At 34.0% G+C, this 16,372-nt stretch carries 12 protein-coding genes and 4 pseudogenes; 10 read left to right on the top strand and 6 right to left on the bottom strand.

The annotated features are described in order from the left end of the window. The first annotated feature begins 212 nt into the window (after positions 1-212). From IPN31_12155 to groL, 5 genes and pseudogenes are all read left to right on the top strand, one after another. A pseudogene (locus IPN31_12155) lies at positions 213-1,408 on the top strand (replication-associated recombination protein A). Next, positions 1,405-1,545, top strand: a complete 141-nt coding sequence (locus tag IPN31_12150; protein MBK8682632.1) for a hypothetical protein — start codon at positions 1,405-1,407, stop codon at positions 1,543-1,545. The pseudogene IPN31_12155 and the gene IPN31_12150 overlap by 4 nt, the downstream one beginning before the upstream one ends. A 235-nt stretch (positions 1,546-1,780) precedes the next feature. Further along, positions 1,781-1,909 (top strand): 2TM domain-containing protein, encoded by a 129-nt coding sequence (locus IPN31_12145; GenBank protein MBK8682631.1) that lies wholly within the window; start codon positions 1,781-1,783, stop codon positions 1,907-1,909. A 314-nt stretch (positions 1,910-2,223) separates the two neighbouring features. Next, positions 2,224-2,488 (top strand): annotated as a pseudogene (locus IPN31_12140) (co-chaperone GroES). A 24-nt stretch (positions 2,489-2,512) separates the two neighbouring features. Further along, a pseudogene (gene groL / locus IPN31_12135) lies at positions 2,513-4,161 on the top strand (chaperonin GroEL). A gap of 495 nt (positions 4,162-4,656) precedes the next feature. Here groL and IPN31_12130 read toward each other — a convergent pair. Both IPN31_12130 and IPN31_12125 read right to left on the bottom strand, forming a co-directional pair. Further along, on the bottom strand, positions 4,657-4,857 hold the full coding sequence (locus tag IPN31_12130; GenBank protein MBK8682630.1) for a hypothetical protein: 201 nt from the start codon (positions 4,855-4,857) through the stop codon (positions 4,657-4,659). 223 nt (positions 4,858-5,080) lie between these two features. Continuing rightward, positions 5,081-6,870 (bottom strand): annotated as a pseudogene (locus IPN31_12125) (ABC transporter ATP-binding protein). 214 nt (positions 6,871-7,084) lie between these two features. Between IPN31_12125 and IPN31_12120 the strand changes: the two are divergent. Then, entirely contained in the window at positions 7,085-7,516 is a 432-nt protein-coding gene (locus IPN31_12120; protein ID MBK8682629.1) for a DUF192 domain-containing protein, read from the top strand. 208 nt (positions 7,517-7,724) lie between these two features. On the opposite strand, the gene IPN31_12115 is transcribed toward IPN31_12120, so the two are convergent. The 4 genes from IPN31_12115 to IPN31_12100 all read right to left on the bottom strand — a co-directional run bounded on the left by IPN31_12115 (position 7,725) and on the right by IPN31_12100 (position 9,418). Then, positions 7,725-8,162 (bottom strand): hypothetical protein, encoded by a 438-nt coding sequence (locus IPN31_12115; GenBank protein MBK8682628.1) that lies wholly within the window; start codon positions 8,160-8,162, stop codon positions 7,725-7,727. Positions 8,163-8,556: 394 nt separating this feature from the next. Beyond that, positions 8,557-8,841, bottom strand: a complete 285-nt coding sequence (locus IPN31_12110; protein MBK8682627.1) for a hypothetical protein — start codon at positions 8,839-8,841, stop codon at positions 8,557-8,559. 18 nt (positions 8,842-8,859) lie between these two features. Then, on the bottom strand, positions 8,860-9,027 hold the full coding sequence (locus tag IPN31_12105) for a hypothetical protein (protein ID MBK8682626.1): 168 nt from the start codon (positions 9,025-9,027) through the stop codon (positions 8,860-8,862). Between the two features lie 145 nt (positions 9,028-9,172). Continuing rightward, positions 9,173-9,418: a hypothetical protein gene (locus IPN31_12100; protein ID MBK8682625.1), complete on the bottom strand. Its 246-nt coding sequence runs from the start codon at positions 9,416-9,418 to the stop codon at positions 9,173-9,175. 135 nt (positions 9,419-9,553) lie between these two features. On the opposite strand from IPN31_12100, the gene IPN31_12095 reads away from it, so the two are divergent. The 4 genes from IPN31_12095 (at position 9,554) to IPN31_12080 (ending at position 16,146) form a co-directional block, all read left to right on the top strand. Beyond that, positions 9,554-11,008: a hypothetical protein gene (locus IPN31_12095; protein MBK8682624.1), complete on the top strand. Its 1,455-nt coding sequence runs from the start codon at positions 9,554-9,556 to the stop codon at positions 11,006-11,008. A gap of 48 nt (positions 11,009-11,056) precedes the next feature. Further along, complete coding sequence (locus IPN31_12090; protein ID MBK8682623.1) at positions 11,057-11,515, top strand: RecX family transcriptional regulator; 459 nt, start codon at positions 11,057-11,059, stop codon at positions 11,513-11,515. Positions 11,516-11,986: 471 nt separating this feature from the next. Continuing rightward, the gene (locus IPN31_12085) at positions 11,987-14,692 is read left to right on the top strand and encodes a T9SS type A sorting domain-containing protein (protein MBK8682622.1); all 2,706 of its coding nucleotides are present in this window, start codon (positions 11,987-11,989) and stop codon (positions 14,690-14,692) included. Then, a complete protein-coding gene (locus IPN31_12080) occupies positions 14,689-16,146 on the top strand; it encodes a T9SS type A sorting domain-containing protein (GenBank protein MBK8682621.1) in 1,458 nt (485 codons plus the stop codon). Before IPN31_12085 ends, IPN31_12080 begins: the two co-directional genes overlap by 4 nt. Positions 16,147-16,372: the final 226 nt, after the last annotated feature.

Raw genomic sequence — 16,372 nt, 5'->3', positions numbered from 1 at the left:
ATTGAAAATTGTCTTGAATTATTTGAAAGTCATGGACATTGAGCAAGGGATCAAAAATCGTATAGAAAATCCGGATCTATATATACCGGTGACTGCTTGAAAATTATTTAATCTCTATATACCGCTAAAACCTATTCGGAGATTCGTCATCACCCATCTTTGAAAAGGATCCTGGGCGGTATTTTTATTTATTACAAAAACGTATTTTTAAAATGCAAAACATTCCACTGGTAGAAAGACTTCGTCCTAAAACATTAGATGAATTTGAAGGTCAAAGCAACATTTAGTTGGTGAAGAAAGTATTGCGAAAAATGATTGAGACCGGCAATCCATCTTCAATGATTTTATGGGGCCACCGGGAGTTGGAAAACTACTTTACAAATATTATTGCAGGTGCTACCAATATTCCCTTTCTGTTGCATTGGAGTGCAATTTCATCCGGAGTAAAGATGTAAACAAGTAATAGAAACTGCAGGTAAAAGCGGAAAATTTTATTGTTTATTGATGAAATTCACCGATTCAATAAAGCACAACAAGATTCATTGTTGGGAGCTGTAGAAAAAGGAAAATTATTTTAATTGGAGCAACAACAGAGAACCCATCGTTCGAAGTGATTTCTGCATTGTTATCCGATGTCATGTCTATATTCTTAAAGACTTTTCTAAAATAGAATTAGAAGCCCTTTTAAATAAAGCATTGAAAACATGTAGTGTTAAGTAAACGAAGTATTGTATTGCAGGAAATTGAAGTAATCATTCGTTTTCCGGTGGCGATGCACGTAAATTATTAAACAATAGTAGAACTTGTTTGCGATTCGGAAGATGCGAATGAATTAATTATCACTGATGCATTAGTAATGGAAGTATTGCAGACGAAAACCGCTCTATATGATAAGCAAGGTGAAATGCATTATGATATAATTTCGCTTTTATAAAATCTATTCGAGGTAGCGATCCGAATGCGGCGGTGCATTATTTAACACGGATGATGGAAGGGGAGAGGATCCGAAATTTATTGCCTGACGATTATTAATTTGCCAGTTGAAGATATTGGTAATGCAAATCCTAATGCATTGTTACTTGCAACAGCATGTTTTCAAGCGGTGAATACAGCGGGATATCCTGAATGTAGTCTTACACTTTCGCAGACAACAATTTATCTCGCTACTTCAGTAAAAGTGCACCAGCATACGCTGCTTTGCAACAGCAAAAAATATATCGGGAAACAGGCACTTATCCGTGCCTCTGCATTTGCGCAACGCACCTACTTCACTGATGAAAAATGGATTATGGAAAAGATTATATGTCTGCGCATTCTACGATAATAATTTTATTGAGCAAGAATTTTTACCTAGAAGAAATTAAAGCTAAAAACAATTATATGAACCCGGGAAAATCCGCTGAAGTGAAAACAAAGAAATTTTTTGAAGGAGAGATGGAAAGGGAAGTATGTATTGAAATTTCTGTAATAGTAGAACTGTCGAATTGTGTAATCGTTGAAAAGCGAAAGCAAAAGGCGAATGCAATAGCTTGTTATGTGTATTAATGAAAAGTTCAATTGAGACTCAGACTAATACATAACATGAAATATTTTTCCATTAGGGATTAAAGGGTTAAGCCCTTGATTTGTTAAGGTTGTTGTATTTAAGCTTTAATTTTTTCTTCAACCAGTTATTTTACAATTAGAATACTTCAATTCAAAACCCACATATTTCTATCTTTAAAAATATTCAACTATGAACCGAAAACTTGATGAAGAAATGTGGAAGATGGCTTGAGGTATGCATTGCTTTAAACGCCATCTGTTTGCTTATATCGTAGTAAATATTTTCCTTGTCGGATTGTATTTCTCAAATTACAAGCAAGGGGAAACTGCGGGTTATTGGTTCATCTATCCATTGTTCGGTTAGTATTGATTGGCTTTTAATTATTGGTCTGCTTAACGTGATGATATAGGTGCTAAGCTTGATACAGAATACAATAAGATTAAAGAAAAATATGGTAAGGAAAAACAAGATTCCGACACAATCCTATAATAGTTTTCTATTCTCAACATTCTCCACCTTATGGCAGATTTGTCATTGCATTAAGACTATAATTTACTCTCTCCACAAAAATGTCCGACAAAATCCGGTGGTATAGTAATCGTACAGGGCTGACGTCAGACTCCTTTATGACTCGTACAAAAATTAAAACTCAATATGGCAAAAAGTAAAATCTCAACATTCAGCCTTTGGTTGATCGTGTAGTAATTCAAGCTGTTGCTGCAGGAAAAGCACCACTAAAAAGTGGTTTGTATATTCCTGAATCTGCAAAAAGAAACCACAGAAAGGAATAGTGGTAGCCGCCGGACCGGCCAAAAGATGAGCCCGTAAATTTGAGGCGTTGGCGAAACTGTTTTATACGGAAAGTATGCAGGTACAGAAATCACTATTGATGGAAAAGAATATCTCATCATGCGTGAAAGCGACATCTTCTCAATCATCTAATTAAATAATTTTATTAAACAAGTAATTAAATTAAAATACTATGGCAAAAATAATTCCTTCGATACTGAAGCAAGAGAAAAATTAAAAGTGGTGTTGACCAATTGGCCATCGCCTAAAAGTAACCTTTAGGCCCAAAAGGTCGCAATGTGGTTATTGAAAAAATATGGCGCACCTGGCAGTTGCCATGATGGTGTTACAGTTGCAAAAGAAATTGAACTTGAAGATGCAATGAAAATATGGTAAAAAATGGTGAAAGAAGTGGTTTTAAAACCGGCGATGCAGCAGGTGATGGAACTACTACAGCAACAGTTTTAGCACAGGCAATTATGACCTCCCAGGATTAAAAATGTGCAGCAGGTGCAAAACCCACTGGATTTAAAAAGAGGAATTGATAAAGCTGTTTTAGCTGTTGTTGAAGATTTGAAAACAAGCTAAAAATGTTGGAAACGACAATAGCAAAATTCAACAAGTAGCTTCCATTTCTGCAAACAATGATTTCTACACTGAAAAATTAATTTGCTGAGGCAATGGTGAAAGTTTCTAAGATGGTGTTATCACTGTTGAAGAAGCAAAAGGTACAGAAACTTATGTGGATGTAGTAGAAGGTATGCACTCGATCGTGGTTATATATCGCCATACTTCTTATTACCAATGCAGAACAAATGGTAGCAGAGATGGACAGACCATATATTTTGATTCATGACAAGAAGATCAGCACAATGAAAGACTTGTTGCCGATATTAGAAAAAAAGTTGCTCAACAAGGTGCCCTTTATTAATCATTGCGGAAGATATTGATGGTGAAGCATTGACAACTTTAGTGGTAATAAAATTCGTGGTACACTCAAAATTTGTGCAGTAAAAGCTCCCGGTTTTGGGTGATCGCAGAAAAGAAATGCTGGAAGATATTGCAGTGTTAACCGGAGGAACTGTTATTAGTGAGGATAAAGATCTTAAATTGGAAACTGCTGATTTGACTTCATTAGGTCGTGCAGAAAAAATTTCTGTAGATAAGGACAATACAATTATCGTAAATGGCTCAGGTAAAAAAGATGCTATTAAAGCTCGTATTTCTAGATAAGATCAATAGCTGAATCAACTACATCTGATTACGATAAAGAAAAATTGCAGGAACGTCTTGCAAAAAATTAGTGGTGGTGTTGCAGTGCTATATGGGGTGCTGCTACCGAAGTGAAATGAAAGAAAGAAAGATAGAGTGGATGATGCCTTAGCTGCAACTCGTGCTGCGGTGGAAGAAGGAATTGTTCCCGTGGTAGTGTAGTTTATATTCGTGCAATTGAATCATTGATAAAGTGAAAACAGCAAATGCCGATGAGAAAACAGGTGTTGCAATTGTAGGCAGAGCATTAGAAGAACCATTGCGTCAGATAGTTGCAAATGCAGGAATTGAAGGTTCTATTATTTTGCAAAAAGTGAAAGAAGGAAAAGGATTACGGATTTAATGCTCGCACAGAAAAATTTGAAAACTTATTGAAAGCAGGTGTTATTGATCCGGTGAAAGTAAGTCGTATTGCATTAGAAAATGCGGCTTCAATCGCAGGATTATTATTGACTACTGAATGCACAATAGTGGATAAAGCCAGAGAAGAAAGATGCCATGCTCAATGGGTGGGGAATGGATGGAATGATGTAATTCATTGTCTTATAGAATAAAAAAACCTCACGATTTCGTGAGGTTTTTTTGAATTAAATATATCATTTCCAGATACCAATATCCCTCCACTAATGGCGAGAAAATATATCTGATAGCTCGAATCAATCAACCACAGCTTCAATGATTTTCTGGTAAAGCATATTTATACCGTAAGAGGCAGATTAAAAAATACGCCTATCCAAAGTCCGAAAGTAAATCCACTCATGAAGCTTGTACTGTGTGCTGTCATTCCGCAAAACAGCAAGACCAATAATCATAACTAACATAAGTACAGCTGAACCGAATATTTGAAACATATCTTACATTCTTTAAATCATTATTAGTGAGTCCAACTTCTTTGCCAGTTTTACTAAATAAAACAGGACTGTACCAAAGTGCACCTAATACAAATGCAATAACTGTACATACTATTACAGCCGGATAATTGATGTTTGAATAATCAATAATTGTGGGTTTTTGTTGTTAAATAAATAACTATTCTATAGCTCCCGAATTTATCCGGGGAGGGCAATAATTTGAATATTCTCATCACTTAGTTTATCTGCTTTTTTTGGGCATGGGTTTATACCTTCGGCATGTTGAATAGCGGCAAGTAAATCACCTTTAAAGATTCTTTTCACAGATGCATAGTACGTTAATAAATCAATGCCATCTGCTTTTTTCTGCACTATGGCATTTGGTTCCGCAGTTTTCATCCCGATAGGTTTTACATCTGTTGTGGTAGCTAATGCCGTCCCTGTAGTTGAAGTTGTTGTAGCTTTCTTTGTAGTAGAACAAGAATTAAAAACAGAAGTGCTGTTCCAAAATAATTGTACTGAAAAAATAATTTATGCATATAAAAAAGTTTATTGTTAGGAACTGAAAATACAATTTTAAAAAATTTAATTGAAATTCAACATGTAAAAAATACTTTAGGATTTACATACTAACCAGTTTCTTCCTTTCACCTGCTTGTTGACGCCACATCGCAAAGTACAATCCTTTCAATTCCACCAACTCATTATGAGTTCCGGTTTCTATGATTTTTCCTTGTTCCAAAACATAAATTCTATCGGCATGCATAATGGTACTTAACCTGTGTGCGATGATGATACTGATTTGATTTCCTAATGATGACACATCACGAATTGTGGAAGTAACTTCTTCTTCTGTAATTGAATCTAATGAGGAAGTTGCTTCATCAAAAATTAATAATGCAGGATTGCGCAATAATGCTCTTGCAATAGATACTCTTTGTTTTTCTCCTCCGGATAATTTTAAACCACCTTCACCGATTAAAGTATCTAATCCATTTTCCGCTCTGGTTAATAAATTTGTACAACTTGCTTTTTTTAATACATCAATAAGGTCTTCCTCTGTTGCTTCGGGATTTACAAATAATAAATTTTCACGAATGGTACCTGAAAATAATTGGGTGTCCTGTGTTACAAATCCAATTTGATTGCGCAGCATATTAAAATCAATACTGTTTTCATCTTTGCCGTTATAAAATATCTTTCCTTTTTGCGGACGATATAATCCAACCAATAATTTCATCATCGTGCTTTTGCCTGCTCCTGATGGACCAACGAATGCAATAGTTTCTCCACTGCGCACTTTAAAGCTGATATCCTGCACTGCATTTACTGAAGCAGTTTTATGTTTAAATTGTACATGATCAAATTCCAAATTAGTAACTCTTCCTAATTGCTGCGGATTTTTGCCATCAATTCCGGTTGCTTTGACATTAATGTTTCAAAATTATTTAAGGATGCTTCGGCTTCACGATACGACAATAATATATTTCCAATTTCCTGTAATGGACCAAATACAAAGAAGGAAAAGAATTGCATCATTACTAATTGGCCTGCATTCATTTCATTTCTAAAAACCAACCATAACAGCATAAATAAAATTACTTGCCGCAATGTATTTACAAATGTGCCTTGTATAAAACTGATACTGCGAATGCGTTTTACTTTAGTGAGTTCTAAACCGAGAATTCTGTAAGTGTTTTTATTTAATCTGTTTACTTCTTGTTCAGTTAATCCTAAACTCTTCACCAATTCAATATTGCGTAAACTTTCTGTTGTTGCTCCGGCTAATGCAGTAGTTTGCCCAACAATACGTTTTTGAATTACTTTTATTTGTTTACTCAATACATTGGTCAACAGAGTAAGAATTAAAATGCCGCCGAAATAAATAATAGGTAAAGACCAATGAATACCACTTGCAATAATTGCTACAAAACCAATACTTACAATTGTTGGAAATAATACATTTACAAAACCACTCATGAACTTTTCAGTATCGGTTCTTACTTTTTGTAAAATGCTAAGCGTTTCTCCACTGCGTTGATCTTCAAATTCCTGATAGGGAAGTTTCATTGCATGTTGCAAACCATCGGTGAACATAGCTGCTCCAAATTTTTGTGTGATTACATTCAGAAAATAATCTTGAAAATTTTTGGCAATACGACTTATCATTGCAACAGTAATTGAAGCAACTAATAAGGCTAAAACTCCCGGATTACTCCATGAGAAATTCCAGAAAAAAGCATCGCTACCTGCAATAGAAGAGTTATCGGATTGATAGTCTGCAGCTAGGTTTACAATATGCCCGAATATTATCGGATCCATCATTGAAAATCCAATATTGATTGCAGCAAGAAAAAGTACTAAGCTTACAGTTAGCTTATGTGGTTTTAAATAATTGATAAGGATTTTCATATTGGAAGAAAACGTAATCTTAAATTTTTAGTTTATCAAAGTGTGTAATCCTAAACTGACGAATACATTGGCTGAAGATTGCATACAAACATAAATAAATGTCAATTAATCTTGCAATCATTATTTTTACAATTCATAAATCATTTATAAAATATGAAATTGTCTTCATTAATTTCCATTAGAATTCTGACGGCTGTTATAGTTGTTTTTTTTTATGACAGGATGTAAAGAAAAAGATCCTGATAAACCCACTGGAAAAGGTACCGACACCAATTTTACTTTTAAGAAAGAAGGTGAAATAATTTTTAATAAAGCAGATAGCAGTGTTATAAAAATGATTGAAGTTGAAGTTGCTGAAAATGATGCTGAACGTCAGCAAGGTTTAATGAACAGACCATGGATGGAAGAAACGCAGGGTATGATATTTATTTTTGATGAGAATAAACCGCTTTCATTCTGGATGCGAAATACAATTATCCCATTGGATATCATGTTCGTGGATGCAGATTTCAGGATTGTAAATATTGCAGAAAATACACAGCCCTTTAGCGAAAAAGGAATTCCATCAAAAGGCAATGCAAAATATGTGGTGGAAGTAGTTGCCGGTTTTTCTGAAAATATAATGTGCAGGCCGGAGATTTTATAAATTTCCATCGGGAGAATTAGTGAGAACATACACAGCAGAGATTTTCATCTTATTAATTGGCCACTTACAAATCTTGCTAATATAAATACGTATGCGCAGGCGCTCAAAGTCAATCAAACTGAGCTAAGGTTTTTACAATATGATGAAAGAAATTGGCAGCTTTAACTTCTATATCCCAGCATATTGAAAAGCAAAGTTTAGAGTAATATTACTTTAAGTTTTCAATGTCATCTAAATCTCTTAATCGTCCAGATGCTTTTTTATTTTTTAGTAAATCTTGATAACCTATAAAGTGTATATTTAAATTATCGATTGTAACAACCTTGCGATTCTTATAACATTCTTCAAATGAAACTCCGTCTATTTCTGTCAATAGATCTATTCTCAATGGTGGGTATCCTAATTGTATAACGTTACCTTGTTTAGTAAAATCAGATTGAGAGAGACCGTAGGAAGAGAACCCGAATTCATTTACACATTTAAGAATTATTTCTGCATTATTAGGGGATGGGTTTAGCCATATATCCAAGTCTCCTGTATATCTTGGATGACCATGTATTCCAACAGCATAACCGCCAACAATTAAATATTCAGCGTTGTACTTGATTAATAATTCTACAAACTCTCTGAAGTCTTGGCTGAGCATCTTTTTTTAAATTTATATATTGTTGTCTTAAAATTTCGATGGCTTTAAGCCTTTCTAAATCACTCTGTGTTTGCCAAAAAGCAAAGTCAGTATTTCTGTCTTTGATGTTTACAATTTTTAGCATTTTTTCCATACTCAAATATACAAAATTATACCTGCAAATTGTTAATTATCAATAATCAATAATGACCCTTTTGTAGTTAATAGTGAGTAGTGAGTGGTGAATGAAGAAATCAGTGATGAGTGATCAGTAATGAATTTTTCTTCATTGTCAATTGTCAACTGTCAATTGTCAAAGTCAATAGTCTATGTATTTTTTCATCATCCACACATCCCGGCATTCTTCCACAACGGCGATAATACATTTCTTTAAAACTTAATTTTTCTTCTTCATTCATTCCCGACATTTTTCTTGCCATTTACTCTTCCACATGTTTGAACGATGATGCATATTATGACTTCCACATTTGCGATATCCCATTCCAGATATTCCGGTAAATATTTTTATTAGCAATAACAAACCGATTGTTTCCATTAAAGTAATTTGCGGACCATTAAATAACGTGGGCACTAACCAATTCCATAAATACATTGTTGCCAACGACATAATGATAACCATCATTGCTCCTAATATAATCCAGCCAATTATCCTTGCTGCTTTATTTTTACTTTTCATCATAATATATTTTTTAGTTGTTCAACATTTCATTGTATAACTGTTGCATTTTTTTCTTAAGTGTAACACAGCATATCTTTTTCTGCTGAGTAATGTATTTATTCCTACACCGGTTAATTCAGAAATTTCCTGAAAACTTTTGTTTTCCAATTCATGTAATTCAAAAACATTGCGTTGTTCTTCCGGCAATTCAGTTAATGCTTCATACAGAGTTTCCCAAACTAAATTGCGTTCGTAAAGCGCATCGGGGTCATCATTTGTATCTGCACTGATTGCACCTATTTGAGAGAGATAACTTCCACCTTCATCTTCTTCTGTTCCAATTCCACTTGAATCAAATGTTTCGGTTTCTTTTTCGGTAAGTATCTATAATACGATTTCTTGCAACTCTGAATAACCATGCTGCCATGTTTTCAATTGACTCCGCAATTGCAGAATTATTCGACAACTGATAAAATACATCTTGCAAAATATCCTGTGCATCTTCATCTGTTGCGACCTTTCCACGAATCAATCGAAACAGCCTCGGACTTTCATTGCTAACAGCATCTCTGATTATTTGGCTTTGCCTTTCACTCATGTCTAAACTTAATGTTTTATCCATACTTTCTCATGACGTATGGTTGTGTAAAAATATTTTAATCTAAAGCAACAGTTGTAAAGTAAATATTCGCATGCCTCATTTCTTTTTTAACTTTGACGCCATAAAATGAAAATGCGAGCGTTTCAAGCAAAGCCTACCATGCAGTTAAGAATTGTTTTTATCACGTTATTAATTTCGGCAATCGCTTTTAATTCTTGCCGTAAGATTTCTTTCATAGATGATGCCAGTGCCATGTTGTCATTTTCAAGAGATACAGTAAAATTTGATACTGTATTTACTTCTGTGGGTTCTGCTACAAGATCGTTTAAAATCTATAATAAATACAATCAAAATATTCGTATCTCATCTTTAAAACTTGCAGGAGGCAGCAGTTCTATTTTCCGTATGAATGTGGATGGAGTTTCCGGAATTGAATTTACGGATATTGAAATTCCACCCGATGATAGTATATATGTTTTTGTTGAAGTTACTATTGATCCCAATTCAAATGCATTGCCTTATGTGGTTGAAGATTCTATTTTTTTTGTAACCAATAATAATCAGCAACAAGTTCAACTGGTCGCCTGGGGACAAAATGCAATCTTTTATGATGGTGTAGTTATTTGCGATGAAGTGTGGGATAATACTTTGCCCTATGTAATTTATAATTCAATTTTGGTGGATACACTTTGCACTTTAACTATTAATGAAGGATGTAGAATTTATATGCATGGCAGTTCTTCTTTTTATGTGTTGGGAACGCTTAAAGTATTAGGTACTAAAGACAGTACTGTAAAGTTTGAAGGCGATAGATTAGAAAGTTTTTTTAATGAAATTCCGGGACAGTGGGAGGGAATATCTTTATTGCGCAGCAGCAAAAACAATGAAATAAAATATGCGTCAATCAAAAATTCCAATTATGGTTTATTGGTGGGATTGCAATCTACAAATCCGGATTTAAATTCTTATCTCGGTGATGTTACACGACCTGATTTAATTTTAGAAAACACTTCCATTTTTGACTGTGCTTTAAGTGGTGTGCTTGCTGTGAATGCAGAAATGGAAGTAACAAATTGTTTGATTTATAACATCGGTGAAAATAATGTGGCACTTGCAAGTGGAGGCATTTATAATTTTAAACATTGCACATTTGCAAATTATGGTTCTGCTTATCTCTCACATCGCAGTTCTATTTTATCAATATCAGATTTTATTTCTTTTGGTGGTCCGGCTGTAGTAAATGATTTGCAACAAGCAGATTTCACAAACACAATTATTTATGGAAATGTATTGGAAGGGAAGGAGATAAATATTTCTAATGACGGCGGCGCAACCGTATTTAATTACAACTTCAATCACTCTATTTTACGCACTGAATTAACAGATCCGAATTTTGTGGATTGCATTATAAATATGGATCCGAAATTCGCAAGCATCGGCGAAAGAAATTATTATCCCGATTCACTTTCTATTGCGGTGAATGCAGGAATTGATATTGGTGTAATAGAAGATATCACCGGTGCACAACGTCCTTTCCCCGGAACACTTCCTGATATTGGTTGCTATGAAACAGAGTATCCGGAATAAACTTCTGTTATTTTAATTGCAAATTTTCCTTATGTATTTTTAAACTGTATGGTGCGGAATGATATTATGCAAAAGTTGCGGAGGTATTGCGCTTATCAGGAGCGATGTCATGAAGAAGTGCGAACAAAATTACTTGCATTAAAAGTGTATGGTGAAGAATTAGAAGAAACCATAAGTGAATTAACACAAGAAGATTTTTTAAATGAAGAGCGATTTGCAAAAGCGTATGCCGGAGGTAAATTCAGAATGCAAAAGTGGGGTAGAACAAAAATAATTCGTGAGTTAAAAAGAAGAAAAATTTCCGACTATTGTATTCGCAAAGCAATGATGGAAATTCCCGAAGCAGATTATAAAATAACCATGCAGAAATTAATTACAGCCGCATTAAAAAAATACAAAGTAAGAAACCAATTAATTACCGCAAATAAAACTGCAAAGTTTGTAATCAGTAAAGGCTATGAATCGAATTTGGTTTGGGGAGAAATAAAAAGGCAATTGGAAGATTAGCCGATTAGCAAATTAGCTGATGAGGATAATGTGATTAATGTGCCCACGATAGCTATCGGGGTGATTGATGTGCAAATTAAAAATGCAAAAGCAAAGGCGAAGGCGATGGCTATGGCTGGTTGTGATATAAATTGAAAAAATAATTATCTGATATAAAACATATTTTTTTTAAACCCGAAACATGAAACATTGAACTCGAAACCTGAAACTCATCCAAGATTCAACAGTTCCCCGATTCAACGATTCAACATTTCTCCAGTTCTACAATTCTCCACTTCTACATTATTACTTATCTGTTACACCATTGTTAAAAAAATAGCTTAGATTTGGAATACCAAAAATTTCAATCATCATGCAATTATTGAAATATTCTTTCTTCACTTCTTTTAAAAGCAACACTTTTCATAAGCTTTTGCAACCTGTAAATCAATTATTTACCTATATTTTTTCTCACCATTTAAATCAAACAACATGAAAAATTTGTGTACAACTCCGTTTGGAAATGTGGAAGATAATCGTTATCCTTCCTTCCTTCCTTCCTTCCTTCCTTCCTTATTAATTTTACTAACTCTCTTACTTTTTCACCCATTTAAGATGCAAGCTCAATCTTGCGATTTTAGTGTTGAAACTTGCACTATGTCTTATGGCCCAGCCCCAACCACTTCCGGTATTATCGGTAACCTTACCGGGGGGGCTGTTTGTTTAACCGGAAATGTTACTGTTAACAGTAACTGGACACTTATAGATGAAGATCTTATTATTTCAAGTGGCGTCACTATTACTGTATTGAATGGTTTTACAATGACTATTCAGAATAACAGTGAATTTTATGCAGCATCTACCACTTGGGGTGGTATTGTTGTGGAAGCCGGTGGGCATCTTATTATGAACAACAGTCAAATTAAAGATGCAGAAATTGCTATTAAAGCAATTAATTCCGGTGGAATAGAAAGTGAAATTGATATTACCGAAAGTTGTTTACTTAATAATGAAATCGGTATTTATTATACAGGGAGTTTAAGCACACCCTCAAATTCCACAATTATAGATAATGATATTTCGGGACCATCACTTCCTGTAAGTGGATTAATTGGAGATTATGGTATTTTGATTGACGGTGTGTATGTAGATGATACATCACCTTATGCAATTATCATTGGAAATACTTTAGCATATCCCGGTGGTGGAACCAATAATGATATTCATGATTATGCAATTGGAATCAGAGCTTATAATAGTAACGTAACTGTTCAGAATAACTTAGTAAGAGATATACATTCTACCGGCTTTGATTTATCAAATTCACCAATTCCCGGTGGTGAAGCATATCTTGGCGGACGTATTGGTATATTATCCACTTCCACTATAAATCCGCCAAGGCAAGTACGTCTTCAAGTAGGTACTTCTCTTACATCATTAAATAATGAAATAGTAGATGTTAGAGATGGTATAATTGCGGATTTAAATGTGAATACTTCTATTATTAAAAATTTGCTTAGAAGTAATTCAACTGCAAATCCGGATATGAGAAATGGTATTCAAATTTTAAATAAAAGTACAAACCACAATGTGCAGAATAATATTATTCAGAATTTCAGAAGGCAAGGTATTTATTGTTTTAATATTAATACAGGAATATTAACTATAGTTGGAAATGCAATAACTAATTCTACTCAAAGTAATGGTGAAGGTATTGACGTGGAAGATGCGACTTTTTTAACCTCTCATACAGTAATTATTTCTTCCAATACAATTGGAGAGGTAGAAAGAGGGATTATTACCAAAAATGTAAATGACCCCCAGATATTAGCAAATCAAGTATTTTTTAGAAAACTTGGTACATCTTCTCCCTCCTCAGTGGTGTATGGAATTTATGCTCAAATGTGTCCGGGCGCTGACATCCTCTCCAATTATATTGAAGGCGATTGTAATGATCCATTTATATGTGGAAATAAAAGATTGGCAATAGATATATTTGAATGCCCCAACTTTTTAATTGATAAAAATTATATGTATTACAGCACTACAGGATGTATGATTGAAAATGACAACATGAATGGAAATTTAACCTGTAATGAAATTCATGATTGCCCTATGGTTGGCTATGGTTTAAAAAATGTATTAGTGGTTGGAACTGATAATTATTTAGGTCCTATCCAGCAAGCCGGTGGTAACCCCAGTGACAATAGCTGGCATCCTGCGAGCACGGCAAATAGGGAAAGGCATTTTGGGGGTACAGATGTTGAACTACTTATTTGGATTTACCGAGATATTGATCCAGTAACTTCTACTTACTTGGCTGCTTACGATATGCCTGATGTTTTAATTGATCCAGATCCAGCATTATTTGGTTCTTTAGACCCATTTCTCTTAAACAATACCTTCCCTCTATGTGAATCACCTTTCAGGATATCGGAAGATAGTCTTGCATTAGCACTTGCAGAATTAGAAAGTAATTTTGGTTGGTGGACAGAAACCACTGAGATAGGATATAGTTTAGCTTATTATTACACACAATGGTTTTTTTATGGAGATGTAATTCGAATTGATGGATTATTTGAATTGCTAAGTCCGGAGCTTTTGGCAAAATATGAGTCAATACTTGCTACTAATATTCCTACATATTATCAAATGGCAGATAGTATTTCAACAGGGGCATTTTTATCTTCCTCACTAATTCTTTCCGATATTTTACCCTCTAATGTTGCAGAGGAATATGTAAGTAATGTTTATCAAATTTATCTGGAAAACATTGATAGCAATGGAAGATTTATTTTAACAGATGATAGTAGGGCTGCTTTACTTGAAACGGCAATACTTCCAGTAGAAGAATATGGTTTTGCAGTTCATATTGCACAAGCTTTACTGGATACAATTATAGAAAGAGATTACTCATTTGAATTGGAAGAAGAAGATTTGAAGATGGCAAAGAAAGAAAATATAACTATCTATCCCAATCCTTCAAACGGTCTCTTATATTTTCATTCGCAAGATGAGTTTTCAGGAGAAGTAAAAATATATTCTATACAAGGTAAGCAGATATATATAAATGAGAATATAAATCAGAATTCTAGGCTTGATCTTTCAAATTTTCAATCAGGTTTATATATAATGAAGCTCACTACTAAGGAAGGAGTAACCTCAACCTTTACACTTATTTTAACTACAGGATTATGAAAGTATTAATTACTGTTATTGCATGCGCTATATGCGTATGCAATAGCTTTTCTCAATCCTATAATAACAACTGGGCATTTGGCGATTCTTGCGGATTAAATTTTAGTTCAGGTGAGCCGGTATTTTTTGAAACTGTAATGGAAAGTTTTGAAGCATGTGCAAGCATTTCAGATAGTGCGGGTAATCTATTGTTTTACACAAATGGTGAAAAAGTGTGGAATAAAAATCATGAAGTGATGCCTAATGGGGAAGGCTTAGAAATAGGAAAGACCGGGGGGCATTCCTCAATTACGCAAGGAGTAACTGTTATCTTATTTTCAGAAATAGCCTATGTATTTTATTTAAGTGGAGGACTGTATTCATCAGGCTTAAAATATTCAAAAATAGATATGAGTTTAGATGATGGTTTTGGAGATGTCATAGAAAAAAACGTGGGGATAGACAGCATTAGTGGATATACTCAGAAGATGACTGTAGTCAAGCATGCAAACGGTATAGATTGGTGGTTGGTTAGATTAGGATATCATGCAGGATATTTGGACGCAGATGATCCATTAAATTGGTTAATTAATTTAATTCATGGTGATACTATTGAAAATGTAATAGTTCAATATACAGGTTTAAATATGGATTTGGCTGTATTCCCAGGTCAGATGAAATTCACACAAGATGGCAGCATGCTTGCCTGCATCCGAGGCACCGATTTAGACATTTATACTTTTGACCGATGCACAGGGGAATTTGAATTGTTTTATAGTATTGATACCGTGGATAAAAAAGGATTATATGGCTGCGAATGGTCGCCTAATGGAACAAAACTATATGTAAGTTCTATGGATTTGCCACCTTCAAGAAAAAATATTTATCAATACTGTATTGATTGTGAAGTAGAAATAAAGGATACAAAAGATACTATATTTTACGCCGAAAACAATCGTTATTTATTTGGCCAAATGCAACTTGGTCCTGATGAAAAAATATATATCGTTAATAGAGATGGAAATGATTTATCAGGATATAATTTTTATAACTCACATTTAAGTGTAATAAATAGTCCCAATCTTTTGGGTTTATTATGCGATTATGATACTACAACAATATCTTTAATAGATCATATAACCTTTGGTTCATTACCCAACATGCCCAACTATAATCTGGGTGTTTTAGCCGGCAGTGAATGCGATACAAGCAGTACTTCAATTTATGATGATGATAATGTAGAAAATACAATTACAATTTATCCCAACCCTGCAAATGAATACATCATTATTTCAGGAGATATAAATGCAGGAACAATTATAAAAATATACAGTGCAGATGGAAGAGTTGTGTTACAGGAAAAAATAAATACAACAAATACGAAAGTGGATATTTCTATGCTGCCGCCGGGTGTGTATGTTATTCAAATAAGTGAAGATGGTTGGGTGAAGTATTCGGAGAAATTATTTAAATAGTATTGGGTAAATTAATTAGCAGATTAGCAAATTAGCCGATTAGCTTATGAGGATAATGTGATTAATGTGATTAATGTGAGAATGTGATTAATGTGCAAATTAAAAAGGCAAATGCGAATACAAATGCGATGGCTTGTTTTGAGTAATATTAAAACTTGAAACATGGGACTTGAAACTTGAAACTTTTAATTAAATGTCAATTACCAAGAATTAATTAATCATAATT

This window comes from Bacteroidota bacterium, assembly GCA_016715425.1.
In the GTDB taxonomy this organism is placed as follows: domain Bacteria; phylum Bacteroidota; class Bacteroidia; order Chitinophagales; family BACL12; genus JADKAC01.
This window is presented reverse-complemented; position numbering and strand designations above follow the sequence as displayed.